This is a genomic window from Lysobacter sp. yr284, assembly GCF_900107375.1.
Taxonomy (GTDB): Bacteria; Pseudomonadota; Gammaproteobacteria; order Xanthomonadales; family Xanthomonadaceae; genus Lysobacter.
Genome location: NZ_FNPT01000027.1, coordinates 35,657 through 50,122 on the forward strand (window position 1 = coordinate 35,657; position 14,466 = coordinate 50,122).

Sequence of the window (14,466 nt, forward strand, 5' to 3'; positions counted from 1 at the left end):
CGCATCCATGCGCACGCCCTCCGGGGCTGCGGGACGTGTGCTTTGCGTGGGGTTGCGTCCGGGCGAACAGCAACGGCAACAGCAGCCGCAGCGGCAATAGCCAACGGCGACGGAAATGGAAACGGCAAGTCCAGGATGGATTCCGGCGTTCGCCGGGACGACGGTGGGGCGCTGCGGCTTCCGGGGGCGTGGCGGTGTGGTTTTGCTGGGGCGCGGTTCGTGCGGCGGCTGCTCGGGCTTGCGTGCCGAATCTGCCGGTTCGGGGCGGTGGGAGGCGGATCGATGGCTCCGGGCGGCCCCTGAACGGGTTCGGGGCGACAGGGCCGCCCCGGGATGGGACAATGGCGGCTCTTCGCCGGCCCGCCGCCCGCCCAGGGCCGGTTCTCCGCTCCGCTTCCCAGCCTCAGCCGCCCGAGCCCCATGACGACGCCCAGCCGCCGCGATCTTGCCAACGCCATCCGTTTCCTCGCCATCGACGCGGTGCAGGCCGCCAACTCCGGCCATCCCGGCATGCCGATGGGCATGGCCGACATCGCCGAAGTGCTGTGGAACGACTTCCTGAGCCATAACCCGGCCGATCCGAAGTGGTTCAACCGCGACCGCTTCATCCTCTCCAACGGCCACGGCTCGATGCTGCAGTACGCGCTGCTGCACCTGGCCGGTTACGACCTGCCGATCGAGGAGCTCAAGCGCTTCCGCCAACTGCACTCGCGCACTCCGGGCCATCCTGAGAACTTCGAGACCCCGGGCGTGGAAACCACCACCGGCCCGCTCGGCCAGGGCCTGGCCAACGCGGTCGGCATGGCGCTGGCGGAGAAGATCCTGGCCCAGCGCTTCAACCGCGAAGGCCACGACGTCGTCGATCACCGCACCTGGGTGTTCCTCGGCGACGGCTGCCTGATGGAAGGCATCTCGCACGAAGTCGCCTCGCTCGCCGGCACCTGGGGCCTGGGCAAGCTGGTCGCGTTCTGGGACGACAACAAGATCTCCATCGACGGCAACACCGACGGCTGGTTCACCGACGACACCGCGGCGCGCTTCGAGGCCTACGGCTGGCGCGTGATCCGCAAGGTCGACGGCCACGACCCGGTCGAGATCAAGACCGCGATCGAGACCGCGTTCAAGCACGGCGACAAGCCGACCCTGATCTGCTGCCGCACCACCATCGGCTTCGGCTCGCCGGCCAAGGCCGGCAAGGAATCCTCGCACGGCGCGCCGCTGGGCAAGGACGAAGTCGCCGCGACCCGCGCCGCGCTGGAGTGGCCGTACGCCGAATTCGAGATCCCGCAGGACATCTACGCCGGCTGGCGCAACCGCGACCACGCCGGCGCGCAGGCGCAGTGGCAGCAGGCCTTCGACGCCTACGCCGCGCAGTTCCCGGCCGAGGCCGCCGAGCTCAAGCGCCGCATCGCCGGCGAGCTGCCGGCCGACTTCTCCGCCCAGGCCGACGCCTACCTCGCCAAGCTGCAGGCCGACGGCCAGACCATCGCCTCGCGCAAGGCCTCGCAGATGGCGATCGAGACCTTCGCGCCGCTGCTGCCGGAATTGATCGGCGGCTCGGCCGACCTGGCGCATTCCAACCTGACCCTGTGGAAGGCCAGCAAGTCGGTCGCCACCACCGACCCGAACGCGAACTACGTCTACTACGGCGTGCGCGAGTTCGGCATGAGCGCGATCAGCAACGGCCTGAACCTGCACGGCGGCTTCATCCCGTTCGACGCCACCTTCCTGGTGTTCAGCGACTACGCCCGCAACGCGGTGCGCATGAGTGCGCTGATGGGCGCGCACGTGATCCACGTCTACACCCACGACTCCATCGGCCTGGGCGAGGACGGCCCGACCCACCAGCCGATCGAGCACCTCGCCAGCCTGCGCTACATCCCGCACAACGACGTGTGGCGCCCGTGCGACGCGGTCGAGTCGGCGGCGGCGTGGAAGGCGGCGATCGAGCGCCTGGACGGCCCGAGCTGCCTGGTGTTCTCGCGCCAGAACCTGCCGCACCAGCCGCGCGACGCGCAGCAGGTGGCGCAGATCGCGCGCGGCGGCTACGTGCTGCGCGACAGCGACGGCGCGCCGGAGGTGATCCTGCTGGCGACCGGTTCGGAAATCGGCCTGGCGACCCAGGCCGCCGACGCGCTGAGCGCCGAAGGCGTCAAGGTGCGCGTGGTGTCGATGCCCTCGACCGACGTGTTCGACCGCCAGCCGCTGGATTACCGCGAGTCGGTGCTGCCCAACGCGGTGCGCAAGCGCGTCGCCATCGAAGCCGGCGTCAGCGACTTCTGGCGCAAGTACGTCGGCCTGGACGGCGACGTGGTCGGCATCGACCGCTTCGGCGCCTCGGCGCCGGCCGAAGCGCTGTTCCCGTACTTCGGTTTCACCGTGGACCGGGTGGTGGCTACGGTGAAGAAGCTGGGCTGAGGACGGCGTGGCCTGAGGGCTGCGAACGTGTCGAGGAACGGGGCGCGCTGCGCCCCGTTTTCTTTTGCGCGACCTGATCGGAAGGCGTCGGGCCTGAAGGCCCTCCCATAAGAGCAGGTGATACTGCAGCGCTCTTGTGGGAGGGCCTTCAGGCCCGACGCTTTCCGACCAGCTAAAGCAGTACTTTCCTACCGGCACCAACGGCGCAGCCCGATGATCGCAGCGGCCCGGATGCCGAATGCTGCGGGCATGAACTCGCCCTCGGATTCTCCCGGCTACCATGCATTGCGTCGCGGACGCGGGCCGGAGCAGCAACGGATCTACCTGGTCACCACGATCTGCATCCGCCGCAGGCGGATGTTCGCCAGCGACCACGTCGCGCGGATCGCAGCGGACGCCATCGCCGATCCGGACAGGTGGCTGGGCGCGCAATTGCTGTGCTGGGTCTTGATGCCGGATCACTGGCACGGACTGATTCAGTTGAACAGCGAAGTTCGCCTGGAGAGCGTGGTGGCTTCGATGAAAGGGCGCGCGGCGCGGATGGTCAATCGTGCGTTGAATCGAAAGGGCTTCGTGTGGATGCCGGGATTCCACGACCGCGCCTTGCGCACAGAAGAGGAACTGTTGCCGGCGGCTCGCTATATCGTCGCCAATCCCAAGCGCGCCGGGTTGGTGCGGCGAGTCGGCGACTATCCGTACTGGGGGGCGGTCTGGACCGACCGAACGGCGTCGGGCCTGAAGGCCCTCCCACAACAGCCGTCGGTTCCGGCGCCATGAGCGCGCATCCCGACAATCGGCGCTTTAATGGAGGATGGCTCTTGTGGGAGGGCCTTCAGGCCCGACGCCGTCCGATCAGTTCGCCGAAGTCTCGCGCAACGCCAACCCCACCAACCGCGCCTCGAGCGTCTCGGCGAACCCCGCCGGCCGCTCCAGCCCCATGCGCTGCATCGCTTCGGCATCCGCCGCGCCGCCGGAGGTCAGCGCCTTGAGCACGGTGCGCGCCTTCGCGCCGGTCGTGGCCGTATTCGCCTTGAGCCACGCCAACGCCTTGACCAAGCGCTGCTCGACCGCGGTGAAGTCGCTGCCGAGCGGGTAGTCCGGCAGCACGCCCTGCGCGCGCAGCGGCGCCAGCGCGGCGCGCAGGCGCTGCGGGGTGTTGCGCTCGCTTAGGCGGTAGTGCATCGGCGCCAGCTTGCCGGCGCCGATCGCGGTTTGCAGCAGCGGATACTGGAAGCCGCTGCCGGCGATCGCGGCCATCGCCAGGATGCAGTCTTCGTCGGTCTTGCCGCGCAGGCGGGCGATGCCGTACTCGGTCACGTAGACATCGCGCAGGTGGCGCGGAATCGTCGCCTGCGGATAGTTCCAGACCACGTTGGAACGGGTGTCGCCGCCGTTGTCGCGGGTGGCGCGCAGCATCAGCACCGAGCGCGCGTGGGGCAGGGCGTGGGCCATGGCGACGAAGTTGTACTGGCCGCCGACGCCGGAGACCACGCGGCCGTCGTCGAGCGTGTCCGACACCGCCGCGCCGAGCGCGGTGGCCATCATGCAGCTGTTGAAGAAGCGCGCATCGCGGCGTTGCAGCCGTTCGAGGGTTTCGTTGCCGCCGTAGAGTTCGTTGACCTCGCTGATCCGGCGCATGCTGATGCCGCGGCGCTGGTCTTGCGGCATCTCGCGCAGCCAGTCGTAGAAGTCCTGCGAGCCCAGATAGAAGCCGCCCTGCAGGTATTCGCCCTCGCGTTCGAGCCGTTCCAGGTCGGCGGCGTCGGCGCGGCCCTCGTGCAGCCTGCGCATCAGTTCGAGGTCGTCGACGACCTTGCGCTTGATCACCCCGACTTCGACCAGGCGGCGGAAGCCTTCGTTGAGCATTTCGCTGCAGCCAAAAAGCCCAACCTCAAAGGGATCGAGCGGCGCAACCGGCGCCGTCGCGTTACCGGTGCCGGATAGGTCGACGCCCGCCGAAGCGGGCCGCTCAAGCGGCGCGCTTCCCGCACCGCTCGATTCGCCAGCCTTCTCGTACCCCAACGCCTGCAACACCCGCCAGTACGCCGCGTTGTCGGTATGCCGCAACACCAATGCATGGCATAGCGCATCGGCCAGCGTGCCGATCCCGATCTGCAAGGTCCCGCCATCGCGCACCAGGGTGCTGGCATGGAAGCCGATCGCGTAGTCCGCATCGCTGACCGGCTGCCGCGGCAGGCCGAACAGCTTGGGATACGGCCCCGGCGGCGTCACCACCGCATCGAAGAACGAGGCGTCCACCGCGGCGCTGCCGTCGAGCCACGGCAGCAGCGGATCGACCTCGGCGATCAGCACCGGCCGCGGCAGTCCGCTGGCGACGATCGCGTCGATGGCGTCGAAGGTCAGGTCGGTATTGCACGACAGCGACAGCCGGCCGCTGCCGGCCGGATCCGGCGCGACCTTCTGCACCACCGCGTTGACCCCGCGCTCGGCCAGCGCGCGCGCGACGTGGGTGTAGTTGAGGCTGGCGTAGCGGCGCTGCGCCGCCTGCGAGCGCAGCAGCGCGCCGGATTGCAGGTAGAACTCTTCCACTTCCATGTGCGCCGGCAACGCGTTGCGCTTGAGCGCCTGCACATAGGCCAGGCGCGGGTAGTCGTCGCCGAAGTGGCGTTGCGCGAACGGCGTCAGGAAGCGCGCTTCCAGGCCCTTGCCGGCGCCGGGCGGGTCCAGCGACAGCGCGGTGTACAGGTGCAGGCGTCGCGAGGGTTCGCGCTCGCTGCGCGCATACAGCGCGTTGAGCAGGCGATGCGGCTTGCCCAGGCCGAGCGGGGCGCCGACGTGCAGCGGGCCGGGCAGACGCGAGTAGAGGAAGTCGACGGCGTCGGCGAGGGACTGGAAACGCACGGGCTCGGGGCGCGGGGAAAGGCTCATCGCCGCAGTATCGCATCGGGCCCGTCAACGCGGCGGGGACTTGCATTATTCGTTTACAGGTGTAATCTCAGAAAAAATTACGGATGTAAACGATGCAGATCAGCGAAGCCGAATCGGTGGTGATGCAGGTGCTGTGGCAACGCCATCCGCTGGCCGCGGAAGAGGTGGCCGCGGCTGTGGCCGACGCCCAGTCCTGGCAGGAGGCCACGGTCAAGACCCTGCTCAACCGCCTGTTGAACAAGGGCGCGATCCGCGCCGAGAAGGACGGGCGGCGCTATCTGTACGCGCCGGTGCTCACGCGCGAGGACTGGCTGCTCGACGAGAGCCAGGGGTTGCTGCAGCGCCTGTTCGGCGGCCGGGTCGCGCCGCTGGTCGCGCATTTCAGCCAGCACCGCAAGCTCAGCCGCAAGGACATCGCCGAACTGCGCAAGCTGCTGGAGGAACTCGACGATGACGCTCGCTGAACTGTGTGCGTGGCTGTTGCCGGCGCTGGCGCGCGCCGCCGTCGCGGCGGGCGCGGCCACGCTGGCGGTGATGCTGCTGCGCAAGCCGCTGCGCGCCGCGTTCGGCGCCGGCGCGGCCTATGCCGCTTGGAGCATGGTGCCGGCGGCGTCGATCGCGACCCTGCTGCCGGCGGCGCCGCGCGGTTATGTCGAGGTGCTGCCGGCGTTGACGGTGTGGGCGCCGCTGGCCGGCGCCTCGGACCGCATCGCCGATACGGCAGGCGCGGGATGGGCCCTGGCCTGGGCGTCGGGCGCGCTGGCGACGGCGGCCTGGCTGGGCGTGCGGCAATGGCGTTTCCAGCGCGCGCTGGCGTCGGCGCGGCCGCGCGCCGACGGCCTGCTGCAGGCGCCGCACCGCGCCGGCCTGCCGGCGGCGTTCGGCTTGCTGCGGCCGCGCATCGCCGTGCCCGTGGATTTCGACAGCGGCTACAGCGAGCGCGAGCGCGGTCTGATGCTCGCGCACGAATGCGCGCACATCGCCGGCGGCGACCTGTGGGCCGGCGCGGCGGCCGCGGCGCTGCGCTGCCTGCTGTGGTTCCAGCCGCTGCTGCACCTGTGCGCGCGCAGCTTCCACCACGACCAGGAACTGGCCTGCGACGAGCGGGTGATGCGCGCGCATCCCGGCGCGCGCCGCGCCTATGCCGAGGCGCTGTTCAAGACCCAGCTGGCGCCGGGCCCCGCGCCGCTGAGTTGCCACTGGGGCCAAGTCCATCCACTCAAGGAGCGAATCATGATGTTGACCAAGCACAAACCCGCGCGCGGACGTCGTGCAGCGGGCGCGATGGCGATCTGCGCGCTGGTGTTGTCCGGCGCGGCGGCGGCCTGGGCGGCGCAGCCGCAGGCGACGCTGGCCGCGGCCGGCGCCGCCAAGGCCGCCGCCGTCACCGAAGTCGGTTACGGGCGGTTGGCGCCGCCGCTGTGGCCGCAGGGCAGCCGCAATCGCGGCCGGGTGATGCTGGAGCTGGAAGTGGCCATCGACGGCCGCGTGTCCGACCTGCGGCTCAAGCGCAGCTCCGGCTACGACGAGTTGGACCAGGCGGCGATCGCCGCCGCGCGCAACTGGTCGTTCACGCCGCGCACGGTCGGCGGCCGGCCGGTCGCGTCGTGGGTGCGGGTGCCGGTGGATTTCGAGCCCGATACGTCGAACCCGGCCGCGGCCGGCGGCGATGCGCCGGGACTGGCGTCCGACCTGCCCGAGCTGGACGCGTTGCGGATCGGCGCGCAGTAAGCCCCCGTCGCCGCGCCGATGGCCACGGCGCGGTGGCGGCGGTCTTGCGCGGGCTTCGGCGCGCGCACCCAAGCTCCCGGCGGCGGCGGCGGCGGCGGCGGCGGCGGCGTCCGGCCACGGCGCCGGCGTTCAACCGATGCGATGCACGTCCTCGGCGATCCGCCGCACTTCTTCCGGATAGTGGCTGACGTAGATCATCGGCAGTCCGCTTTCGTCGCGCACCCGCTGCAGGTACGGCAGCAGTTCGTCGCGGCGGTTCATGTCCAGCATCGACAGCGGTTCGTCCAGCAGCAGGATGCGCGGCTGCGACAGCAGCGCGCGGCCCAGCGCCACGCGCTGCATCTCGCCGCCGGACAGGCCGGCGGTGCCGCGCGCCAGCAGCTGGCCGATGCCCAGCAATTCGACGATCGCGTCCAGTTCGAAGCGGCGCTCGCGCGCGGCCGCGCCGCGCAGGCCGTAGAGCAGGTTGGCGCGCACGTCCAGGTGCGGGAACAGGCGCGCGTCCTGGAACACGTAGCCGATGCGGCGGCGGTGCGCCGGCAGGTCGATGCGGCGCTCGCGGTCGAACAGGGTCTCGCCGGCGACGACGATGTGGCCGCGCGCCGGCCGCAGCAGGCCGGCGATGGCGTGCAGCAGCGAGGTCTTGCCCGCGCCGGAGTCGCCGACCACGGCGATCACCCGGCGCTCGCTGCGGATCGCGAACGCGCGGCGGAACTCGCCGCGGCGCAGTTCGATGTCGATGTCGAAGCCGCCGACCGGCGCGGAAACCGCGGCGCTCATCGCTGCGTCCCCGCGCGCTGGCGCTGCACCAGCCATTCCGAGGCGAACACCGCGGCGAACGACAGCGCCACCGCGACCAGCGCCAGCCGCAGCACGCCCGACTCGGCGCCGGGCGTCTGCATCAGGCCCCAGATCGCCGACGACAGGGTCTGGGTCTCGCCGGCGATGTTGGACACGAAGGTGATGGTGGCGCCGAACTCGCCCAGCGCCTTGGCGAAGCACAGCACCGCGCCGGCCAGCAGGCCCGGCCAGGCCAGCGGCAGGGTCACGCCGAAGAACACCCGCCACGGGTTGGCGCCGAGGGTGGCCGCGGCCTGTTCCAGGCGCCGGTCCACCGCTTCGATCGACAGGCGGATCGCGCGCACCATCAGCGGGAAGCCCATGATCGCGCTGGCCAGCGCGGCGCCGGTCCAGCGGAACGCGAACACGATGCCGAAGTGTTCGGACAAAAAGCGCCCGATCGGCCCCTGCGCGCCGAAGCCGAGCAGCAGCGCGTAGCCGGTGACCACCGGCGGCAGCACCAGCGGCAGGTACATCAGGGTGTCGACCAGCAACTTGCCGGGGAAGCGCTTGCGCGCCAGCAGCCAGCCCACCGCCACGCCGAACGGCAGGCTGCAGACGGTGGCGGCCGCGGCGACCTTGAGGCTCAGCGCGATCGCGGTCAGCTCGGCCGCGTTGAAGCCGGCGAAGCCTTCGCTCATCGCCGGGCCAGGGCGATCGCGGCGTCGGACGGTGCGGGCGTCGCGTGCGCGATCACGGCAGCGGCGCGAAACCGTGGCGGCGGAAGATCGCCGCCGCCTGCGGGCCGCGCAGCCACTGCGCAAACGCGGCCGCGCCCGGATGGCGGCTGGCCTTGACCACGGCCACCGGATAGACGATCGGCGCATGGCTGTCGGCGGGGAAGGTCGCCAGCACCCGCACCTTGGGTTCGGCCTGCGCGTCGCTGCCGTAGACCACGCCCAGCGGCGCCTCGCCGCGCGCCACCAGCATCAGCGCGGCGCGCACGTTCTCGCCTTCGGCCACGCGCGGCTGCAGCTGCGGCCACACGCCGAGCTTCTCGAACGCGGCGCGCGCGTACTTGCCGGCCGGCACGCTCGCGGTCAGCGCCAGCGCCAGGCGGCCTTCGCCGAGCAGCGGGCGCAGGTCCACGCCAGGCTTGAGCGCGACCGGCCCGGCCTTGCTGTCTTTCGGCGCGATCAGCACCAGGGTGTTGCCGAGCACGTTGCGGCGGCTGGCGTCGACGAGCAACTGGCGTTGCTGCAGGTAATCCATCCAGTCCAGGTCGGCGGAGAAGAACAGGTCGGCCGGCGCGCCCTGTTCGATCTGCCGCGCCAGCGCCGAGCTGGCGGCGTAGGAGGCGCGCACCGCCTGGCCGGTCTGCTTTTGGTAAGCGGCGGCGGCCTCGTCGAGCGATTCCTTGAGGCTGGCGGCGGCGAACACGGTCAGCGGCTGCGCGTTCTTGTCCTGGGCCGGCGCGGCGCCGGCGGCGAAGACGAGACCGAGGGCGCACAGGGCGCCGAGGAAACGACGGCGAAGGTTCATCGGGGCGGGCCTGCGGGGAGGTGGAGGCAGAGTAACCCGAGGGCGTGGCGGAAGGGTTCGATGACGGTGGCTGCAGGGGCCGGGGCGTTGCGGGACTCGGCTGTTGTGGGAGGGCCTTCAGGCCCGATGCTTTTCCCCCGGATTGCGGCGATTTGAGACAAGAGCATCGGGCCTGAAGGCCCTCCCACAAAAGCAGGGCATCGGGCCTGAAGGGCTCTCACAAGAGCGGACCATCGGGCCTGACGCCCTGCCACGAGAGCGGGGCATCAGGTCGGGAGCGGCCGCCGCGATCAGTCGGCGCCGCTGACCCGGATCGACTCGACCTGCCGCACCCAGCGCGCCGGGCGCGATTCGCCGGGGACGATCAGGCGCCACGGTCCGTCTTCGGCCGGCAGGTCGGCGCCGTTGCAGCGGCGGGTCAGCACCACCGGGCGGTTGCCCAGGCTCGGGTCGAGTTCGCCGAGCGAGAACGCGGCGCGGTAGCCGTCGCGCGCGCGGACCTGCGCGACCCGCGCCAACTGCGCGCCGCGCAAGGGCGCGGCCGGCATCGCGGCGGACGCGCGCAGCAGTTCGACCAGGGCCACGCCTTCGCAGCTGAGTTTACGGCCGTGCGCTTCGCCCTCGGCCTTGACCTGCGGCAGCCGCGCGATCAGCGCTTCGTCCAGCGCGACCTCCACCGGGCCCGTCGGCGCGGGCGCGGCCTTGGATTCGGCGTCGCCGTGCCGGTGCTGCGCCTGCGCGGCGAAAGCGACGGTCAGCAGCAGCGGCAAGGACAACAAACGGGCATCGGTGCGGCGCATGCGCATCCTCACAGTTGGTCGAGCGGAAGTTTCAGGTAGCGCACGCCGTTGGCCTCCGGCTGCGGCAGCGCGCCGCCGCGCAGGTTGACCTGCAGCGACGGCAGGATCAGCGCCGGCACCGCCAGGGTGCGGTCGCGCGCTTCGCGCAGGGCGACGAATTCGGCTTCGCCGGTGTCGGCGCGCACGTGCAGGTTGCCCCGCTTCTGCGCGCCGATCGTGGTCTCGCAAGCCGGCTCGCGCCCGTCCTTGCCGTAGTCGTGGCAGACGAACACGCGGGTCGCGTCGCCCAGGCGGTACAGGCGCTGGATCGACTGGTACAGCATCGCCGCGTCGCCGCCGGGGAAATCGCAGCGGGCGGTGCCGCTGTCGGGCAGGAACAGCGAATCGCCGGCGAACAGCGCATCGCCGATCAGGTAGGCCAGGCTGTCCTGGGTGTGGCCGGGCACCGGGATCGCGCGCGCCGGCAGCGCGCCGACGGCGAAGCCTTCGTCGTCGTCGAACAGGTGGTCGAACGCTGCGGGGCGTTCGTCGGAGGCGTCGTCGGGCAGGCCGAACAGCGGCGCGAACACCCGCCGCACTTCGCCGATGCGGCGGCCGATGGCCAGCCGCGGCGCGTGGCCGTGCGCGCGCAGGCGCTCGCGCAGGGCGTGGGCGGCGCTGAGGTGGTCGGCGTGGGCGTGGGTTTCCAGCAGCCAGTCGATGCGCAGGCCGTCGGCGGCGGCGCGTTCGAGCACGGGCGCGGCGCTGTCCAGGCCGGTGCGGCCCGAACGCGGGTCGAAGTCGAGCACCGGATCGACGATCGCGGCCGCGCGCGTGGCCGGGTCGGCGACCAGATAGGTCCAGGTGCCGGTGTCGCGGTGGTGGAAGGCGCTGACCTGCGGCGCGGCGGCGGTGGCGGACGGCATGGGGCGGCTCTCCGTGCGGCGGCGCCGCGTTCTTCGTCGATTCGCGCGCGGCCCGGCCGACGCGAGGCGGCGTGCCGAGCGGTCATCGGCGCGATGCGCCGCGCCGATCCGTCATCCGATGCGGCGCGTCGCGTCGGTCCGCAACGTTAACCCGCAACGCCGATCGGCCATGTTAAGCGGTCGCGCCGAGGCGCAGTCGGGCAGCGGCGTCGCGGGCCGGCCGGCGCGGCGCGGCGGTCAGCGCCCCGGCGCCAGCGCGGCGTCGAGCAGCTTGGCCAGATGCTCGCCGCCCAGGCGCAGCTGGGTCTCGGCCAGCGGCCGCCAGGTGGCGACATAGTCCGGCGCCAGCTTGTGGGTGGGCGGGTAGAACCCAGACTGCAGCACCAGCTTGCACGATTCCTCGGCCCAGTCGGCGGCCGGCGGCGGCAGCGCCAGGGCGCTGACCGCGGGCACCTGGATCGCCTGCAGCCGGGCCAGATACTTGTCGTCGCCGAGCTTGCGCATGCTCAGCATGCGGCTGTCCCACAGCGAGTGCAGGTTGGCGCCGTAGCCGCCGGGGCGCTCGGGCTGGCCGGGAATGGCGATCTGGAAATCGTTGCCGCCCTTGTCGCGGGCGTAGCCGGCGTGCAGCGGTTGGTGCACGTCGCCGACCAGGTGGACGACGAACTTCAGCGCCTGCAGGCGCTCGGCCTGCGGCTTGCGGCGGTCGGCCAGGATCGCGCTCTGCGCGGCGATCGCGGCGACCACGCAATTGCCGCCGGGGCAGTCGCGCGCGGCGTCGTAGCGGCAGTCGCCCTCGCCGAGATTGACGTAGTGCCACTTGGCGCTGCGCTTGCCCAGGTCCGGGTCTTCGGCGCGCAACTGGTCGGCCCAGTTGGCGATGCCGGGCAGGGTCGGGTCGGGCTCGCCGGCGAGCAGCTTGGTCGCCTCGGCGCGCGCGGCGGGCGACATTTCGTCCCAGGCCAGTTCGGCCACCAGACGGTGGCCCTGCGGGCCCCAGGCCAGCGCCGGCAGCGGCAGGGCGATCAGGACGAGCGCGGCGGCGAGCAGGCGGCGGGCGGGGCGGGCGGAAGCGCGGGGTTCGGTCATGGCGCGCACTGTACCGGAGCCGGTGGCGCGGGCCGCTGTCCGAAGCTGGCGGTGCGCGGGGGCATGGCGATCTGCAATTAAAGCGTCGGGGCTGAAGCCCTTCCCACAACACCCGTCCGGCCGCGGCGGCCTGCGCGTTTGCCGGCCTGCGCTTTTGTGGGAGGGGCTTGGGCCCCGACGCTTTTGGTTAGGATCGCCACGGCCGAGGCTGCGCCGCCCAGCGGCGCGGCCCCGCTGCATGGCCCAGGCGCCGCTCAGAACTTGATGACGTACGCCAACCCGTACACGAACGGATCGATGTTGGCCTTGCCGATCTTCGTGCCGTTGAGCTTGACGTCGGTGCCGATGTCCATCCAGCGCGCATCGACCCGGATCGCGCCGCGCTCGTTGAGGATGAAGTCCACGCCGACATGCGCGGCCACGCCGACCGAGTCCTCCAGCTTGAGCTTGGCGCCGCGCAGCGGGCCGGTGGTCTTCTCGCTGAAGAAGGTCGTGTAGTTCACGCCCACGCCGACGAACGGCGAGACCGTGCCCTGGCTGTTCCAGTGGTACTGCAGCGAAAACGTCGGCGGCAGGTGCTTGGTGGTGGCGACCTTGCCCAGGCCCTTGATGTCGATGTCGTGCTTGAACGGGGTCGCCGCCAGCACTTCGATGCCGATGTCGTCGCGGATGAAGTATTCGAAGGTGATGGTCGGCTGGACGTTGTCGCCGATCTCCAGCTGGGCGGTGCCGCCGAGCACGCTGCCGTTGTTGGACTTGGGCTGGACCTGGTGGGCGCCGATGCCGACGGTGAAATTCCCGGCCTGTTGGGCCAGGGCAGGGTGGGCCGCGCACGCGAGCGCGGCGGCGGCGAGGCCGCCGATCAGTCGATGGTTCATTCCTTGAGTCCCCCTTGCAGATGAGTACGGAAAGCCTGGTTTCCTGAACAGGCCGAAGCCTGCCGCGCACTCTAAAGGCGCAGGAAAACTGCAAACCTTGATTGCCATCGCAGTCCCGCCGCGGCTCACCGACGCTCTCCGCCGCGGCATCGCCGGACTGCGACGCCGGCCCCGCCTTGCTAGAATGGCGGTTTCCCCACTTCGACCCGCCCCGGCGGCCGCAGGAGTTAATCGCAATGACGATCAAGGTAGGCATCAACGGCTTCGGCCGCATCGGGCGCAACGTGCTGCGCGCGGCCGTGCAGAACTTCGACGGCGAGATCGAAATCGTCGCGATCAACGATCTGCTGGAGCCGGACTACCTGGCCTACATGCTGCAGTACGACTCGGTCCACGGCCGCTTCAAGGGCACCGTCGCGGTGGAAGGCAACACCCTGGTGGTCAACGGCAAGAAGATCCGCCTGACCCAGGAGCGCGACCCGGCCAACCTCAAGTGGGACGAGGTCGGCGCCGACGTCGTCATCGAATCCACCGGCCTGTTCCTGGACAAGGCCACCGCGCAGAAGCACCTCGACGCCGGCGCCAAGAAGGTGGTGCTGTCGGCGCCGTCGAAGGACGACACGCCGATGTTCGTCTATGGCGTCAACGACAAGACCTACAAGGGCGAGGCGATCGTCTCGAACGCTTCGTGCACGACCAACTGCCTGGCGCCGCTGGCCAAGGTGCTCAACGACAAGTGGGGCATCAAGCGCGGCCTGATGACCACCGTGCACGCCGCCACCGCCACCCAGAAGACCGTCGACGGCCCGTCCAACAAGGACTGGCGCGGCGGCCGCGGCATCCTGGAGAACATCATCCCGTCCAGCACCGGCGCGGCCAAGGCGGTCGGCGTGGTGATCCCGGAGCTCAACAAGAAGCTCACCGGCATGTCGTTCCGCGTGCCGACCTCGGACGTGTCGGTGGTCGACCTGACCGTCGAACTGGTCAAGGACGCCACCTACGCCGAAATCTGCGCCGAGATGAAGGCGCAGTCGGAAGGCGCGCTCAAGGGCGTGCTGGGCTACACCGAGGACAAGGTCGTCGCCACCGACTTCCGCGGCGACGCGCGCACCTCGATCTTCGACGCCGACGCCGGCATCGCCCTGGACGGCACCTTCGTCAAGCTGGTGAGCTGGTACGACAACGAGTGGGGCTATTCCAACAAGTGCCTGGAAATGGTCAAGGTGGTCGTCGGCAAGTAAGCCGACGCACCGGGCCCGGGCGTGCGAGACGCGCATGGACGACGAAACCCCGCAACCGCCATCGCCGCCACCGCCGCGTCGCCGTGATCGGCGGCGCGGGCTCCGCACCGGCCCCGCGCACCCAGACAGCCCCGCTTCGGCGGGGCTGTTTCGTTTTGCGAGGCACAAAAAATCGGCTGCGGGCACGGATCGC

The 14,466-nt window shown here is 70.9% G+C and carries 13 protein-coding genes; 5 read left to right on the top strand and 8 right to left on the bottom strand.

Translation table 11 applies throughout. The features are described 5' to 3' along the window. Positions 1-420: 420 nt before the first annotated feature. Positions 421-2,418, top strand: a complete 1,998-nt coding sequence (gene tkt / locus BLV01_RS23030) for a transketolase (protein WP_091805733.1) — start codon at positions 421-423, stop codon at positions 2,416-2,418. A 213-nt stretch (positions 2,419-2,631) separates the two neighbouring features. Next, positions 2,632-3,195: an REP-associated tyrosine transposase gene (locus tag BLV01_RS23035; RefSeq protein WP_254782742.1), complete on the top strand. Its 564-nt coding sequence runs from the start codon at positions 2,632-2,634 to the stop codon at positions 3,193-3,195. 75 nt (positions 3,196-3,270) lie between these two features. Here BLV01_RS23035 and BLV01_RS23040 read toward each other — a convergent pair whose 3' ends face one another. Further along, complete coding sequence (locus BLV01_RS23040; protein ID WP_091805736.1) at positions 3,271-5,307, bottom strand: acetyl-CoA hydrolase/transferase C-terminal domain-containing protein; 2,037 nt, start codon at positions 5,305-5,307, stop codon at positions 3,271-3,273. Positions 5,308-5,399: 92 nt separating this feature from the next. On the opposite strand from BLV01_RS23040, the gene BLV01_RS23045 reads away from it, so the two are divergent. Together BLV01_RS23045 and BLV01_RS23050 are read left to right on the top strand one after the other, a co-directional pair. Further along, complete coding sequence (locus tag BLV01_RS23045) at positions 5,400-5,771, top strand: BlaI/MecI/CopY family transcriptional regulator (RefSeq protein WP_091805739.1); 372 nt, start codon at positions 5,400-5,402, stop codon at positions 5,769-5,771. Next, the gene (locus BLV01_RS23050; RefSeq protein ID WP_091805742.1) at positions 5,758-7,038 is read left to right on the top strand and encodes a TonB family protein; all 1,281 of its coding nucleotides are present in this window, start codon (positions 5,758-5,760) and stop codon (positions 7,036-7,038) included. The genes BLV01_RS23045 and BLV01_RS23050 overlap by 14 nt, the downstream gene beginning before the upstream one ends. A gap of 129 nt (positions 7,039-7,167) precedes the next feature. On the opposite strand, the gene BLV01_RS23055 is transcribed toward BLV01_RS23050, so the two are convergent. The 7 genes from BLV01_RS23055 to BLV01_RS23085 all read right to left on the bottom strand — a co-directional run bounded on the left by BLV01_RS23055 (position 7,168) and on the right by BLV01_RS23085 (position 13,032). Then, positions 7,168-7,818, bottom strand: coding sequence for an ATP-binding cassette domain-containing protein (locus BLV01_RS23055; protein WP_091805745.1), 651 nt, complete (start codon positions 7,816-7,818; stop codon positions 7,168-7,170). Next, positions 7,815-8,519 (bottom strand): molybdate ABC transporter permease subunit, encoded by a 705-nt coding sequence (gene modB, locus BLV01_RS23060; RefSeq protein ID WP_091805748.1) that lies wholly within the window; start codon positions 8,517-8,519, stop codon positions 7,815-7,817. The genes BLV01_RS23055 and modB overlap by 4 nt, the downstream gene beginning before the upstream one ends. Before the next feature lie 52 nt (positions 8,520-8,571). Continuing rightward, positions 8,572-9,360 (bottom strand): molybdate ABC transporter substrate-binding protein, encoded by a 789-nt coding sequence (gene modA / locus BLV01_RS23065; RefSeq protein ID WP_091805751.1) that lies wholly within the window; start codon positions 9,358-9,360, stop codon positions 8,572-8,574. Between the two features lie 290 nt (positions 9,361-9,650). Beyond that, positions 9,651-10,160: a molybdopterin-binding protein gene (locus BLV01_RS23070; protein WP_139179117.1), complete on the bottom strand. Its 510-nt coding sequence runs from the start codon at positions 10,158-10,160 to the stop codon at positions 9,651-9,653. A gap of 8 nt (positions 10,161-10,168) precedes the next feature. Beyond that, positions 10,169-11,065, bottom strand: coding sequence for an MBL fold metallo-hydrolase (locus BLV01_RS23075; RefSeq protein WP_091805757.1), 897 nt, complete (start codon positions 11,063-11,065; stop codon positions 10,169-10,171). A gap of 237 nt (positions 11,066-11,302) precedes the next feature. Then, positions 11,303-12,154: a S1/P1 nuclease gene (locus tag BLV01_RS23080; RefSeq protein WP_091805796.1), complete on the bottom strand. Its 852-nt coding sequence runs from the start codon at positions 12,152-12,154 to the stop codon at positions 11,303-11,305. Positions 12,155-12,408: 254 nt separating this feature from the next. After that, the gene (locus BLV01_RS23085; protein ID WP_091805760.1) at positions 12,409-13,032 is read right to left on the bottom strand and encodes an OmpW/AlkL family protein; all 624 of its coding nucleotides are present in this window, start codon (positions 13,030-13,032) and stop codon (positions 12,409-12,411) included. A 236-nt stretch (positions 13,033-13,268) separates the two neighbouring features. Between BLV01_RS23085 and gap the strand changes: the two genes are divergently transcribed. Next, the gene (gene gap / locus BLV01_RS23090) at positions 13,269-14,273 is read left to right on the top strand and encodes a type I glyceraldehyde-3-phosphate dehydrogenase (protein ID WP_091805763.1); all 1,005 of its coding nucleotides are present in this window, start codon (positions 13,269-13,271) and stop codon (positions 14,271-14,273) included. Positions 14,274-14,466 lie beyond the last annotated feature (193 nt).

What these genes read in the sequence shown, in the direction of transcription:
- tkt (WP_091805733.1), top strand. Translation starts at nt 421, where the DNA reads ATGACGACGCCCAGCCGCCGCGATCTTGCCAACGCCATCCGTTTCCTC.
- BLV01_RS23035 (WP_254782742.1), top strand. Translation starts at nt 2,632, where the DNA reads ATGATCGCAGCGGCCCGGATGCCGAATGCTGCGGGCATGAACTCGCCC.
- BLV01_RS23040 (WP_091805736.1), bottom strand. Translation starts at nt 5,307, where the DNA reads ATGAGCCTTTCCCCGCGCCCCGAGCCCGTGCGTTTCCAGTCCCTCGCC.
- BLV01_RS23045 (WP_091805739.1), top strand. Translation starts at nt 5,400, where the DNA reads ATGCAGATCAGCGAAGCCGAATCGGTGGTGATGCAGGTGCTGTGGCAA.
- BLV01_RS23050 (WP_091805742.1), top strand. Translation starts at nt 5,758, where the DNA reads ATGACGCTCGCTGAACTGTGTGCGTGGCTGTTGCCGGCGCTGGCGCGC.
- BLV01_RS23055 (WP_091805745.1), bottom strand. Translation starts at nt 7,818, where the DNA reads ATGAGCGCCGCGGTTTCCGCGCCGGTCGGCGGCTTCGACATCGACATC.
- modB (WP_091805748.1), bottom strand. Translation starts at nt 8,519, where the DNA reads ATGAGCGAAGGCTTCGCCGGCTTCAACGCGGCCGAGCTGACCGCGATC.
- modA (WP_091805751.1), bottom strand. Translation starts at nt 9,360, where the DNA reads ATGAACCTTCGCCGTCGTTTCCTCGGCGCCCTGTGCGCCCTCGGTCTC.
- BLV01_RS23070 (WP_139179117.1), bottom strand. Translation starts at nt 10,160, where the DNA reads ATGCGCCGCACCGATGCCCGTTTGTTGTCCTTGCCGCTGCTGCTGACC.
- BLV01_RS23075 (WP_091805757.1), bottom strand. Translation starts at nt 11,065, where the DNA reads ATGCCGTCCGCCACCGCCGCCGCGCCGCAGGTCAGCGCCTTCCACCAC.
- BLV01_RS23080 (WP_091805796.1), bottom strand. Translation starts at nt 12,154, where the DNA reads ATGACCGAACCCCGCGCTTCCGCCCGCCCCGCCCGCCGCCTGCTCGCC.
- BLV01_RS23085 (WP_091805760.1), bottom strand. Translation starts at nt 13,032, where the DNA reads ATGAACCATCGACTGATCGGCGGCCTCGCCGCCGCCGCGCTCGCGTGC.
- gap (WP_091805763.1), top strand. Translation starts at nt 13,269, where the DNA reads ATGACGATCAAGGTAGGCATCAACGGCTTCGGCCGCATCGGGCGCAAC.